This window comes from Propionivibrio sp., from assembly GCF_047602565.1.
Taxonomy (GTDB): Bacteria; Pseudomonadota; Gammaproteobacteria; order Burkholderiales; family Rhodocyclaceae; genus Propionivibrio.
The window spans coordinates 1,891,512-1,903,438 of sequence record NZ_JASGGX010000001.1; the positions used below are offsets into that span (position 1 = coordinate 1,891,512).

The 11,927-nt window shown below is 68.8% G+C and carries 12 protein-coding genes; 7 read left to right on the plus strand and 5 right to left on the minus strand.

Annotation, left to right across the window (positions count from 1 at the left end; translation table 11 throughout):
* Positions 1 to 25: 25 nt before the first annotated feature.
* Complete coding sequence (gene hutU, locus QM701_RS08780; protein WP_415166694.1) at positions 26 to 1,723, minus strand: urocanate hydratase; 1,698 nt, start codon at positions 1,721 to 1,723, stop codon at positions 26 to 28.
* A gap of 146 nt (positions 1,724 to 1,869) precedes the next feature.
* Between hutU and hutC the strand changes: the two genes are divergently transcribed.
* On the plus strand, positions 1,870 to 2,586 hold the full coding sequence (hutC, locus tag QM701_RS08785) for a histidine utilization repressor (RefSeq protein WP_415166695.1): 717 nt from the start codon (positions 1,870 to 1,872) through the stop codon (positions 2,584 to 2,586).
* 212 nt (positions 2,587 to 2,798) lie between these two features.
* Here hutC and QM701_RS08790 read toward each other — a convergent pair whose 3' ends face one another.
* Both QM701_RS08790 and QM701_RS08795 read right to left on the minus strand, forming a co-directional pair.
* The gene (locus QM701_RS08790; RefSeq protein WP_415166696.1) at positions 2,799 to 4,874 is read right to left on the minus strand and encodes a molybdopterin-dependent oxidoreductase; all 2,076 of its coding nucleotides are present in this window, start codon (positions 4,872 to 4,874) and stop codon (positions 2,799 to 2,801) included.
* 40 nt (positions 4,875 to 4,914) lie between these two features.
* Entirely contained in the window at positions 4,915 to 5,673 is a 759-nt protein-coding gene (locus tag QM701_RS08795; protein WP_415166697.1) for a TSUP family transporter, read from the minus strand.
* Positions 5,674 to 5,972: 299 nt separating this feature from the next.
* On the opposite strand from QM701_RS08795, the gene QM701_RS08800 reads away from it, so the two are divergent.
* Positions 5,973 to 6,794, plus strand: coding sequence for a mechanosensitive ion channel family protein (locus QM701_RS08800; RefSeq protein ID WP_415166698.1), 822 nt, complete (start codon positions 5,973 to 5,975; stop codon positions 6,792 to 6,794).
* Positions 6,791 to 7,378, plus strand: a complete 588-nt coding sequence (locus tag QM701_RS08805) for a nucleoside 2-deoxyribosyltransferase (protein ID WP_415166699.1) — start codon at positions 6,791 to 6,793, stop codon at positions 7,376 to 7,378. Before QM701_RS08800 ends, QM701_RS08805 begins: the two co-directional genes overlap by 4 nt.
* Here QM701_RS08805 and QM701_RS08810 read toward each other — a convergent pair.
* Positions 7,349 to 7,561 (minus strand): hypothetical protein, encoded by a 213-nt coding sequence (locus tag QM701_RS08810; protein WP_415166700.1) that lies wholly within the window; start codon positions 7,559 to 7,561, stop codon positions 7,349 to 7,351. The genes QM701_RS08805 and QM701_RS08810 overlap by 30 nt on opposite strands.
* A gap of 48 nt (positions 7,562 to 7,609) precedes the next feature.
* On the opposite strand from QM701_RS08810, the gene QM701_RS08815 reads away from it, so the two are divergent.
* From QM701_RS08815 to QM701_RS08825, 3 genes are read left to right on the plus strand one after another with little or no spacing between them, the layout of a single operon-like run.
* On the plus strand, positions 7,610 to 8,137 hold the full coding sequence (locus QM701_RS08815; RefSeq protein WP_415166701.1) for an HD domain-containing protein: 528 nt from the start codon (positions 7,610 to 7,612) through the stop codon (positions 8,135 to 8,137).
* The gene (locus QM701_RS08820) at positions 8,134 to 8,598 is read left to right on the plus strand and encodes a hypothetical protein (protein ID WP_415166702.1); all 465 of its coding nucleotides are present in this window, start codon (positions 8,134 to 8,136) and stop codon (positions 8,596 to 8,598) included. Before QM701_RS08815 ends, QM701_RS08820 begins: the two co-directional genes overlap by 4 nt.
* A gap of 20 nt (positions 8,599 to 8,618) precedes the next feature.
* Entirely contained in the window at positions 8,619 to 9,224 is a 606-nt protein-coding gene (locus tag QM701_RS08825) for an ACP phosphodiesterase (RefSeq protein WP_415166703.1), read from the plus strand.
* A gap of 4 nt (positions 9,225 to 9,228) precedes the next feature.
* On the opposite strand, the gene QM701_RS08830 is transcribed toward QM701_RS08825, so the two are convergent.
* Positions 9,229 to 9,717, minus strand: a complete 489-nt coding sequence (locus QM701_RS08830; RefSeq protein WP_415166704.1) for a MarR family winged helix-turn-helix transcriptional regulator — start codon at positions 9,715 to 9,717, stop codon at positions 9,229 to 9,231.
* A 256-nt stretch (positions 9,718 to 9,973) separates the two neighbouring features.
* On the opposite strand from QM701_RS08830, the gene QM701_RS08835 reads away from it, so the two are divergent.
* The gene (locus tag QM701_RS08835; protein WP_415166705.1) at positions 9,974 to 11,869 is read left to right on the plus strand and encodes a DUF4914 family protein; all 1,896 of its coding nucleotides are present in this window, start codon (positions 9,974 to 9,976) and stop codon (positions 11,867 to 11,869) included.
* The last annotated feature ends 58 nt before the right edge of the window (positions 11,870 to 11,927 follow it).

An 11,927-nucleotide genomic window follows, 5' to 3' on the forward strand; every position in this document is an offset into this window, starting at 1 on the left:
GGCGGCTAGGCCCGGGACGGAGCGGTCAAAGCGCCATCGGCAGCTTCAGGCCGAAGCGGCGGGCGCACTCCACGGCGCTCTCGTAGCCGGCGTCGGCGTGGCGCATCACCCCGGAAGCGCAGTCGTTGACCAGCACGCGCGCCAGGCGCTGCGCGGCGGCGTCGGTCCCGTCGGCGACGATGACCATGCCGGCGTGCTGCGAGTAGCCCATGCCCACGCCGCCGCCGTGGTGCAGCGACACCCAGGTGGCGCCGCCCGAGGTGTTGAGCAGCGCGTTGAGCAGCGGCCAGTCGGACACCGCGTCGCTGCCGTCGCGCATGCTCTCGGTCTCGCGGTTGGGACTGGCCACCGAGCCGGTGTCCAGGTGGTCCCGGCCGATGACGATCGGCGCCTTGAGCTCGCCGCGCTTGACCATCTCGTTGAAGGCCAGGCCGGCGAGGTGCCGCTCGCCCAGGCCGAGCCAGCAGATGCGCGCGGGCAGGCCCTGGAACGCGATGCGCTCGCGCGCCATGTCCAGCCAGCGATGCGTCGGCACGTTCTCCGGGAAGAGCTCCTTGATCTTGGCGTCCGTGCGGTAGATGTCCTCGGGGTCGCCGGACAGCGCCACCCAGCGGAACGGCCCCTTGCCCTCGCAGAACATCGGGCGGATGTAGGCGGGCACGAAGCCGGGGAAGTCGAAGGCGTTGCTCACGCCTTCGTTGAAGGCGACCTGCCGGATGTTGTTGCCGTAGTTGACGGTCGGCACGCCCATCGCCAGGAAGTCGAGCATGGCCCGGACGTGCTCGGCGCAGCTCTGCGCGGCCTGCTGCTGCAGTTCGGCATGGCGCTGCGGGTCGCGCCGCGCGTCCTGCCACTGCTCGACGGTCCAGCCCTTGGGCAGGTAGCCGTTGATCAGGTCGTGCGCCGAAGTCTGGTCGGTGACCAGATCGGGACGGATGCCGCCCGCCCGCGCGCGCTTGACCAGTTCCGGCAGGATTTCCGCCGCGTTGCCGCACAGGGCGATGGAGACCGCCTCCTTGCGCGCCGTGTGCTCCCGGATCATCGCCAGGGCTTCGTCGAGATCCCTGGCCTGCTTGTCCACGTAGCGGGTGCGCAGGCGGAAATCGATGCGGCTCTGCTGGCACTCGATGTTCAGCGAACAGGCGCCGGCCAGCGTCGCCGCCAGCGGCTGCGCGCCGCCCATGCCGCCCAGGCCGGCGGTGAGCACCCAGCGGCCGGCGAGGTTGCCGCCGTAGTGCTGGCGGCCCGCCTCGACGAAGGTTTCGAAGGTGCCCTGCACGATGCCCTGGCTGCCGATGTAGATCCACGAGCCGGCCGTCATCTGGCCGTACATGAACAGGCCCTTGCGGTCGAGTTCGTTGAAATGGTCCCAGTTCGCCCACTTGGGCACCAGGTTGGAATTGGCGATCAGCACGCGCGGCGCGTCGGGATGCGTCTTGAACACGCCGACCGGCTTGCCGGACTGGATCAGCAGCGATTCGTCGGCCTCCAGGTGCCGCAGGGCGTCGAGAATCCGGTCGAAGCACTCCCAGTTGCGCGCCGCGCGGCCGATGCCGCCGTACACCACCAGATGCTGCGGGTTCTCGGCGACGTCCGGGTCGAGGTTGTTCTGGATCATGCGGTAGGCGGCCTCGATCAGCCAGTTCTTGCAGTGTAGCTGCGTGCCGCGCGGGGCGTGGATGACGCGGTTGGTGTCGATGCGTGGATCGGTAAGTGCGTTCATGCGACCTCCTCTGTTGGTCTTGGTGGGTGGTGAAATGTATATATGTTTCTTGTTGTTTTTGTAATTGGTATATACATTTAAATCCTCTTTGAATATTGCTGTCAAGATAAAATTTCAGGTTTCATTCAGCGGGAGGCGGCAGCCCCATGTCCAAGCGGATCGTCGGCGACGATGCCCCGGCCTATCGGCGGATCAAGGCCTACGTGCTCGACAGCATCAATCAGGGCGCGCTGAAGGAAGGCGACCTGATTCCCTCGGAGAAGGCGCTGGGAGAACGGTTCAAGGTCTCGCGCATGACGGTCAACCGGGCCATGCGGGAATTGAACGACGAGCAGGTGGTGGTGCGCGTGCAGGGTTCGGGTACTTTCGTCGCCCCGCAGAAGGTGCAGGCCACGGTGATCGAGCTGCGCAACATCGCCGACGAGATCGCCGCGCGCGGGCACGCGCACCAGAGCGAGCTGCAGCTGCTCGAACGGGTCAAGGCCGGCGAGGCGCTGGCCCGGAAGTTCGGGCTGCCGGCGCAGGCCACGCTGTTCCATTCCATCGTCGTGCATCTGGAGAACGGGCAGCCCATCCAGCTCGAAGACCGCTACGTCAATCCGGCGGTCGCCCCCGACTACATGCGGCAGGACTTCAGCCGCCTGACGCCCAACGCCTACCTGACCGAGGTCGCCCCGCTGCAGGGCGTGCAGTTCATGATCGAGGCCTGCCTGCCGCCCAAGCACGTGGGGGAACTGCTGCACATGGCGGAGAACGAACCCTGCCTGCTGATGCGCCGGGTGACCCGCGCGCACGGCCAGACGGCGACCCTGGTGGCCTTGTGGCACCCGGGATCGCGGTATCAGTTGACGGGCGGTTACTAGTCGCTGGCGCCTCTCCCTTCAAGGGGAGAGAGAAAGGCAAGGGCTTTTTAACCACAACGAGCACAACGGGCACAACGAAAAACGAGAAACAAGATTTTGCTTTTCGCCGTGCCCGCCGTGTCGCCGTGGTCAATTAAAGATTTTGTCTTTCGTCGTGCCCGTTGTGCTCGTTGTGGTTAAACGCCCTTTTTCAAAACCCTCCCACCAATATCCTACCGCTCCGCCCGCAGCCACACCGCCGTGTCGTGGTAGGCCGCGCCGCCGTTCGGGTAGCCCGGTTCGGCGCCGACCAGGACGTTGATCCCGATGCCGTTGACGAAGCACTCGTGCGGCCATTGGCTCTCGACTACCAGCGTCGCGGGCTGGACGCCGTCGAACAGGCGGGCATGCAGGCGCACGCTGCCGCGCCGGTTGCCCAGGCGCACCAGCTCGCCCTCGCCGATGCCCAGGTTCGCCGCCGTGCGCGGGTGCACCAGCACGGTCGGCCGCACCTGGCCGGCGCGCGAGCTCGCCGTCTCGCTGAAGGTGGAATTGAGGAAATGGCGCGCCGGCGCGGGTACTAGGCGGAACGGCGTCTCCGCGCACACGTCCTCGATCACCGCCAGATGATCGGGGAAGGCCGGCATCAGCGCGTGGTCCGGGCCGACGGCCGACCAGTCGGGCGCGAAGCGGAAACGCCCGTCGGGATGGCCGAAGCCGTCGAGGAAATGCGCTTTTTCAAACGGCGGCGCGCAGTCGAGCCAGCCGCGTTCCAGCAGCTCCGCGCGGCCGGGCTTGCCCGAATCGCGCAGCAGGCGGTCGACCAGCGCGCCGGCATCCAGGCCGAAGGCGGGATGTTCGACGCCCAGCCGGGCCGCCAGCCCGGCGATGAAATCGTGGTTGGAGCGGCACTCGCCGGGCGCGGCCAGCGCCGCCCGCGCGGCCTGCAGGAAGGTGTGGCCGGAAGCCTGGTAGAGGTCGTCGTGCTCGGCGAACATGGTCGCCGGCAGCACCACGTCGGCGAGGCGCGCGGTGTCGGTCATGAACTGCTCGTGCACGCAGACGAACAGGTCCTCGCGCAGCAGGCCGTGCCGCACCGCCGCGCTTTCGGGCGCGACCATCGCCGGGTTGGTGTTCTGGATGAGCATCGCCGTCACCGGCGGGCCGCCGCGCAGGGCGGCGGGTTCGCCGGCCAGCACGCGGCCCAGCGCGGCCATGTCGAGCTGGCGCGCCGCCGGGACGTCCCGGTCCAGGCCGTTGAGGAAGCGGCGGTCGAGGCCGTAGATGGCGGCGTGGCCGTACAGCGCGCCGCCGCCGCGCTCCAGCCATGCGCCGGTGACCGCCGGCAGGCAGGAGACGGCATGCATCGCCGCGGCACCGTTGCGCTGACGGGTGAAGCCGTAGCCGACACGCAGGAAGCTGCGCCGCGTCGCGCCGTACATCCGGGCGAAGGCGACGATCTCCTCGGCCGGCACGCCGGTGATCGCCGCCGCCCATTGCGGCGTGCGACTCGCCAGATGCGCCTCGACGGCCGGCGAAAAATCGGTGTGGCGCGCGAGGTAGGCGCGGTCGGCCAGCCCCTCGGCGAGCAGCACGTGCATCACCGCGCAGGCCAGCGCGCCGTCGGTGCCCGGCTTCAACATCAGGTGCAGGTCCGCCTTCTCGGCGGTCGGCGTGCGGTAGGGATCGACCACCACCAGCCGGGCGCCGCGCGCCTTGCGCGCCTTCTGCGCCCAGCTCATGAAATTGACCTGGGTATGTACCGGATTGCCGCCCCACACCACGATCAGGTCGGAATCGACGACCTCGCGCGCGTCAACGCCGCGCTTGACGCCGACGCCGGCCTGCCAGCCCGCGTCGGCGAGCGCCACGCAGAAGGTCTCGTGCTGCCGCGACCAGCCGGCCAGATGGCCGAGGCGGCGCAGCGCGGCGCGCTGCACGAGGCCCATGGTGCCGGCGTAGTGGTACGGCCAGACGGTCTGCGGGCCGAATCCGTCCGTGGCGCGGCGCAGGTTTGCCGCGACGAGGTCGAGCGCGTCGTCCCAGGATATCGGTTCGAAGCGCCCGTCACCCTTGGGCCCGACCCGGCGCAGCGGGCGCATCAGGCGGTCGGGATTGTTGGCGCGCTCTGCGTAGCGCGCCACCTTGGCGCAGATCACGCCGTCGGTGTAGGGCTGCTCGCCGCCGCGCACCCGGCCGAGCCGGCCGTCGGCGGCCACTTCCAGGCGCAGCGCGCAGACGCTCGGGCAATCGTGCGGGCAGACGCTGGGGACGAAGGCGGCACGGGCCGCGTCCAGGCGATCGTTCATGGCGTTTTCCGGAGACAAAGCGCCATTCTTCCACACTCGCTCATCCGCCGGCGCTGCGCAGCAGGGAAATCGCGCCGAGGATCACGATCGCCTCCATCACCCCGGCGTGGATGCGGGCCGGAATGCGCTTGAGCAGCCAGCGCGCGGCGAAGGCGCCGGGCGCCGTGCAGGAACCGACCAGCAGGCCGGTCAGCGCCAGATTCAGGTCCAGCGCCGCGAGGCTGCCGAACAGGCCGACCTTCACCGCGCCCATGATCACCGAGACGAGCGCGTCCGTGGCGATGAGCGCGCTGCCGGAAAGGCCGGCCGACATCAGGATCGAGATCAGCAAGATGCCGGTGCCCGACATGCCGCCGTTGAGGAAGCCGAACCCCCCGCCCGCCAGGATTTGCGCCCTGGCGGAGAAGCGCTGCCGCGCGCGGTCCAGGAGCCGGCGCAGCGGCACGCTGAGCAGCAGGAAGGCGCCGAGCAGCACGGCAACCCAGCGGGCGCTGAGCAGGGTGTAGCTGTAGGCGCCCGCGATGCAGGCCGGCAGACCGAGCATGAGCATGCGCCGCACGTGCGCGCGATCGACGCTGGCGCGGAAGGCGACGACGCGGCTGCCGTTGTTGAACAGCATCGCCACGGCCATGACCGGAACGACGTTGGCCACACCGACCAGCGGCGCCAGGAAGGCAGGCAGGACGAGGCCCGTGCCGAAGCCGGACAGGCCGCCCAGGACCGAGGCCAGGAACGCGACCAGACAGGCCAGGGCGAACTGCGCAGGACTCGCGAGGACCGTCTGGAGCAGTTCGGACATGGGGATTCGGTGGCAGAGCGCGGAACCCGGGATTATAAAGAGAAAGCCGGCGGCCAGGCCCGGCGCATGAAAGGCCCGCTGCTGTTCCCTGACAATCGTTTGAACGTGCACGCCCTTCCCTTCAAGGGGAGGGTTGGGGTGGGGATGGGGTAGGCGCCCAGCCTGGCCCCGCCACAACCCCATCCCCCTCCCAACCTCCCCCTTGAAGGGGGAGGAGTTGATGCGTGCGCCTGCCCCGCCGCCGTTCCCGCTGCGCTACACTCGCACGCTGTATGCGAACGCTCTTGGGGAAAACACACATGGGAGAACAATTCCAGTCGCTCGACCAGGTCAAGGCCTCGGCCATCGACATGGCCTTGCGCTTCGGGCCGAAGCTGATCGTCGCCGTGCTGATCCTGGGCGCGGGCTACCTCGCCGCGCGCTGGGCCGGCGGCTTCACCGGCCGCCTGCTGCGGCGCTTCCGGCTCGAACCGCCGGTGCGCGCGCTGATCGAACGTGTCGCCCAGGTGCTGATGTTCGGCCTGTTCGCGATCATGGCCATGCAAAACCTCGGCGTCGAACTGTTCCCGCTGATCGCCGGCCTGGGCGTGGCCGGCGCGGGCGTCGCGCTGGCCCTGCAGGGCGTGCTCGGCAACGTCGCCGCCGGGCTGGTGATCATCTTCACCCAGCCGTTCCACGTCGGCGACTACATCTCGATCGCCAGCGAGGAGGGGGAAGTGCTCGACATCAGCCTGTTCAGCACCACACTCGGCCACACCGACCGCTCGAAGGTGGTCATTCCGAACCGCAAGATCGTCGGCGAAATCCTGCATAACTGCGGCAAGATCCGCCGCCTGGCGCTTTCGGTCGGCATCGCCTACGACAGCGACGTGAGCGCGGCATTGCAGCTGATCGACGAGGTCCTGCGCGCCAACCCCAAGGTGCTGCAGACGCCGGCGCCGGTGGTCGGCGTGGTCCGGCTGGCCGACGCGAACATCAGCATCGGGATCAATCCGTGGGTCGCCGTGCCGGACTACGAGGCGGCGCTGAACCAGATCAACCAGGCGGTACTCGAGACTTTCCGCGCCAACCGCATCGCCCCGTCGGTGCCGCAGCGCGCGGTGCGGATGCTGGAAGCATGACGGCGATCGTCTATCTCGCCGGCCCCGGCGTCTTCCGTCCGGATGCGCACGACCTGGCGCAGGCGCAGAAGGCGCTGTGCCGCCGCCATGGCTTCGAGCCGCTGCATCCGGCGGACCCGCCGGCGAGCCAGTTCGCCGCGCGGCCCGCGCCGGAATCGGCGCGCATCTACGGCGCCAACCTGGAGATGATCCGCCGCGCCGATGCGCTGCTGGCCGACCTGGACCCGTTCCGCGGCCCGGAAGCCGATCCGGGCACGGCGTTCGAGATCGGCTTCGCCGCGGCTCTGGGCAAGCCCGTCGTCGGCTACGTCGCCGCGCCCGATTGCGTCAGGCAGCGCGTCGCGCGCCTGCACGGCCCGATCGCCCGCTGCCCGGACACGGGCGCGTGGCGCGACCGCGACGGCAATCTGATCGAGGATTTCGGCCACCCGGCGAATCTGATGCTGGCCGAAGCCTGCGCCGCGATCGTGGCGGGCGGCTTGGAGGCGGCGCTGCTCTGGCTGCGCGAGCGCGACGCGGCGCTCCGCGCCGGGCTCGGGACGCGCGCCGGGGAATCACTGCGCGGATTCGCGATCGAACGTTGAACCGGGCGCGGGCGTGAACTTGACCATGAACTCCGCCTTTTCGCGAACGCACACCCGGTTCGGGTTATCCTCCGGGTGATAGACGATCACCGGCGTGCCGTCGCGGACGTTGGTGCAATCGATGCCCTCGGCCAGGACGACGTAGCGCTTTCCGTTCTTTCTGTTGATGTAGCAGGTATGCATTCCGATCCCCATAGCGGCGAACGGCCGTTCCTCCGAGACGGCACGACCGTGAACCGCCTGATTTTCGCCCTCGCCTTCGCCGCGCACAAGCACCGCGACCAGCGCCGCAAGGATGTCGCCGCGTCGCCCTACATCAACCATCCGATCGCGCTGGCCGACGTGCTCGCCAACGAGGCCGGCGTGGACGACGAGGACGTGCTGATCGCCGCCATCCTGCACGACACCGTCGAGGACACCGACACCACGGCGGACGAGCTGCGCCGGACCTTCGGCCGCGCGATCACGGAGCTGGTGCTCGAAGTCACCGACGACAAGTCGCTGCCCAAGGCCGAGCGCAAGCGCCTGCAAGTGGCCGGTGCCGGGCGGCTCAGCCGCGGCGCCCGGCTGGTGAAGCTGGCGGACAAGATCTGCAACCTGCGCGACATTGCCCGCAGCCCGCCCGCGGGCTGGCCGCTCGAACGGCAGCAGGCGTACTTCGACTGGGCCAAGGCGGTGGGGGACGGCCTGCGCGGCACGCACCCGCGGCTCGAACAACTCTTCGACGAGGCCTTCGGCGCAAGGCCGGCACACCCATGAAAAAGACATTCCTCGCCGTGGCGCTCGCGTTCGCGTGTGCCTCGGCTTCCGCCATCGACATTTCGGAGGCGACGGTCAACACCTTCGTCGCCCGCAAGCTCGCCGAGAAGCGCCAGCGCGACGTGCAGGTGCTCGATCCGAAGATCAGGCTGCTGGACGGCTACGCGACGCTGTGCGCCACCCTGCGCTCCAGACTGGTCGTCGGCGACGTCAACTTCTGCGCCGACATGACGCCGAAATGGCGGCCGGAGACCGGCTCGCTGCTCGCCTCGCGCATGGCGCTGATTTCCTTCCACGCGCCGGGCATGCGCGAGCAGGACGTCGCGCTGCTCAAGGAGCTGGTCAACCAGATCGTCCTGCCCCGGCTCGAAGGCGTCGAGATCTATCGCGCCGACGACTTCATCGGCAAGCAGATCTCCGACGTGAAGGTCCTGCCCGGCCGGCTGGACGTCTCGATGTAGGCGGCATCCGTTCCGGCGCCATGAACTTTCTTGCGCACGCCCTGCTGGCGGGAGACGCCGACGCCGACCGCGTCGGCGGCGTCATCGGCGACTTCGTCAAGGGGCCGCTGCCGGCTGGACTGCCGCCGCCGCTCGCCGCCGGCGTGGCGCTGCACCGGGCGATCGACGGCTTCGCCGACCGGCATCCGGCCTTCATCGCCAGCCGCGCCCGCATCGGCCCGGCGCGCCGGCGCTTCGGCGGCGTGCTGGTCGACCTGTTCTACGATCATCTGCTGGCGCGCGACTGGGACACCCATTGCCGCGAACCGCTCGCCGCCTACGCCGCCCGCGTGTACGCCGCGCTGGCGGCCCACGCCGCCGAACTGCCGCCCGGGGCGCGGGAAACCGCCGGGCGCATGCGCGACGGCGACTGGCTGACCTCGTACCGCAGCGCCGCCGCCGTCGGCCGGGCGATCGACCGCATGTCGGTCTACCGCATCCGCCGCGCCAATCCGCTGGCCGGCGGCATCGAGGAATTCCTCGCCGACGCCGGCGGTTTCGCCACGGACTTCGCGGCCTTCCTGCCGGACGCGCTGGCCTTCGCCGAGGACTGGCGCCGCTCGCGTTCCGCCGGCGCGCGGGAATAAGGGCTCAGACCGCCACGTCGTCGAAGCCGCCGGCGTCGGCGTGCGGCGGTCCCATTTCGAGCGCGTTCGACAGGTTCGCTTTCACCGTCTGCAGGATGTCCGTCAGGTACTGCTGCTGGTCGGCGGAAAGGCCGCGCAGCATTTCGTCGCGGGCATGCAGGATCACGCCCTCGACCTCGACCAGCAGCTGCCTCGCCCGCTCCGTGAGGTGGATGCTCCACAGGCGCCGGTCGCCCGGAATCTGGCGCCGCTCGATCCATCCGCTTTTCTCGATCTGATCGATCAGCCGGCCGGCGGTGGACTTTTCGATTTCCAGCTCGTGCGAAATCTGCGACTGCGACAGCCCTTCGTGGTTGGAGAGGATGGCCAGCACCGCCCACTGCGCGCGCGACAGGCCCAGGGGCTGCAGGCGGCGGTCGATCAGCTTGCGCAGCAGCCGCGCCGTGTCGGTGAGAAGAAAGCCCGGACCCCGCTGTGAGTCATGGATGATCATCGATGCAACCTCGTTTTCGGACGCGCCATGATAGGTCCCGCACAAGCCGAACGCCAGCGCCCGGAGGGGACGGTTCGTCCCATATAGTTAGCTTGCTTACTATTGTCTTTCTTATGTTATGCTAGCACACGATGATCTTGACGACCAAAGCTTTCCGACGTCCCGCTGCCGCGCAAAGGCGGCCTCGGCACCGTTTTCCGGCCATTTCCGGTTTTCCCTCCCTCTTTTCCCTTCTTTCTTTCAGGAGCAATCGACCATGAACAAAGTGGACGTCGGCTTTCGGATTCCCCAGTCCGTCCAGGAAATTCTTGCGGCGTGCCCGAAGTACACCGTAGCCTCGACCTGGCAGCAGCTGCACGAACTGGCGACGCGCGACGCGGTGAACGGCATACACGAGGTCGCCTACGACGTGCCGGGCCGCGGCCGGGTGCTGGAGGCGACGGTGTGCCGCGTGAAGAACGGCGTCGCCGCCAATTACGTCGATCCGTACATGCGCCGCCGCGATCCGGAGTGCATGCTCATCGCCGACGAGCTACCGACCGACAAGACCCGTTTCGAGGACCACTACGGCGAATCCTTCGAGGCCCTGCGCGCGGAAACCTTCGCGTGGCTGAAGACGCAGGAGCTGGCGCTCTTCCCGTTCATCGCCGGCGCGCCCGGCATGGGCGCCGACGCGCTGGTCGTGGCCCCGGCGAACGCCGGCTTCTTCGCGCTCGGGCTGGCCCTGCTGCAAGGGATTCTGGACGGCGACAGCCTGCCGCCGGACTTCGATCCCAAGGCCGTGATCTTCGTCGCGCCGCCGTTCCGCCACACGCACTTCAATGGCAAGCAGATGGTGGTGCATAACCGGCGCCCCGGACGGCACGAACTGTTCAGCTACAACCTCTATCCGGGCCCGAGCGCCAAGAAGGGCATCTACGGCGTGCTGCTCACCCTCGGCGAACGCGAGGACTGGCTCACCGCGCATTGCTCGGCGGTGCAGGTCATCACTCCCTACGCCAACAAGCTGTGCATCATGCACGAGGGCGCCAGCGGCGGCGGCAAGAGCGAGCTGCTGGAGCAGGTCCATCGCCAGAGCGACGGCGGCCTGCTGCTGGGCGTCAACACGCTGTCGGGCGAACGCCGCACCATCGTGCTGCCGCACAACTGCGAACTGCGCCCGGTGACCGACGACATGGCCCTGTGCCATCCCTCGCTGGCCAAGAACGACGGCCGCCTGGCGCTGATGGACGCCGAGCAGGGCTGGTTCGTGCGCGTCAACCACATCACCCGTTACGGCACGGACCCCAACCTGGAACGGATGACCATCCATCCGAGCGAGCCGCTGCTGTTCCTCAACATCGAGGCGCAGCCGGGAAGCACCGCGCTGATCTGGGAGCACGTCGAGGACGCGCCGGGCAAGCCCTGCCCGAACCCGCGCGTGGTCATTCCGCGCAAGGCCGTTCCCGGCATCCACCAGGGCGCGGTGAACATCGACGTGCGCAGCTTCGGCGTGCGCTGCCCGCCCGCCAGCGGCGCCCATCCGACCTACGGCATCATCGGCCTGTTCCATCTGCTGCCGCCGGCGCTGGCCTGGCTGTGGCGCCTAGTGGCGCCGCGCGGCCACGCCAATCCCAGCATCGTCAGCGCCGAGGGCATGAGTTCGGAAGGCGTCGGCTCCTACTGGCCGTTCGCCACCGGCCGCATGGTCGACCAGGCCAACCTGCTGCTGCGTCAGATCGTCGACACCCCGCGGGTAAAGTACATCTTGACGCCCAACCAGCACATCGGCGCGTGGGAAACCGGGTTCATGCCGCAGTGGATCGCCCGCGAATACCTGGCCCGCCGGGGCGGCGCGAAGTTCTCGCCCGACCAGGTGATGCCATCGCGCTGCCCGCTGCTCGGCTTCGCGCTCAAGAGCGTGGTCATCGAGGGGCAGACGATTCCGGGCATCCTGCTGCGCGTGGAGAAGCAGCCCGAGGTCGGCCTGGCGGGCTACGACGCGGGCGCGCAGATCCTGGCCGACTTCTTCCACCGCGAACTCCGGCAGTATCTCGACCCCGACCTCGACCCGCTGGGCAGGAAGATCATCGAATGCTGCCTCGCCGGCGGTTCGGTCGAGGACTACATGGGGCTGCTGCTGCCGGAATCGGTGCTGGTCGACGACCTTTGAGCGTCGAACGGCCGGCGAAGACCCGGCCGCTTTTTTCCCGCCGCGCGCGACGCCGGGC

Bases quoted from the DNA above. Each gene is read 5' to 3' on its own strand.
- QM701_RS08790 (WP_415166696.1), bottom strand. From the start codon at position 4,874: ATGAACGATCGCCTGGACGCGGCCCGTGCCGCCTTCGTCCCCAGCGTC.
- QM701_RS08800 (WP_415166698.1), top strand. From the start codon at position 5,973: ATGGGAGAACAATTCCAGTCGCTCGACCAGGTCAAGGCCTCGGCCATC.
- QM701_RS08830 (WP_415166704.1), bottom strand. From the start codon at position 9,717: ATGATCATCCATGACTCACAGCGGGGTCCGGGCTTTCTTCTCACCGAC.
- QM701_RS08810 (WP_415166700.1), bottom strand. From the start codon at position 7,561: ATGCATACCTGCTACATCAACAGAAAGAACGGAAAGCGCTACGTCGTC.
- QM701_RS08835 (WP_415166705.1), top strand. From the start codon at position 9,974: ATGAACAAAGTGGACGTCGGCTTTCGGATTCCCCAGTCCGTCCAGGAA.
- QM701_RS08825 (WP_415166703.1), top strand. From the start codon at position 8,619: ATGAACTTTCTTGCGCACGCCCTGCTGGCGGGAGACGCCGACGCCGAC.
- hutC (WP_415166695.1), top strand. From the start codon at position 1,870: ATGTCCAAGCGGATCGTCGGCGACGATGCCCCGGCCTATCGGCGGATC.
- QM701_RS08820 (WP_415166702.1), top strand. From the start codon at position 8,134: ATGAAAAAGACATTCCTCGCCGTGGCGCTCGCGTTCGCGTGTGCCTCG.
- QM701_RS08805 (WP_415166699.1), top strand. From the start codon at position 6,791: ATGACGGCGATCGTCTATCTCGCCGGCCCCGGCGTCTTCCGTCCGGAT.
- QM701_RS08795 (WP_415166697.1), bottom strand. From the start codon at position 5,673: ATGTCCGAACTGCTCCAGACGGTCCTCGCGAGTCCTGCGCAGTTCGCC.
- hutU (WP_415166694.1), bottom strand. From the start codon at position 1,723: ATGAACGCACTTACCGATCCACGCATCGACACCAACCGCGTCATCCAC.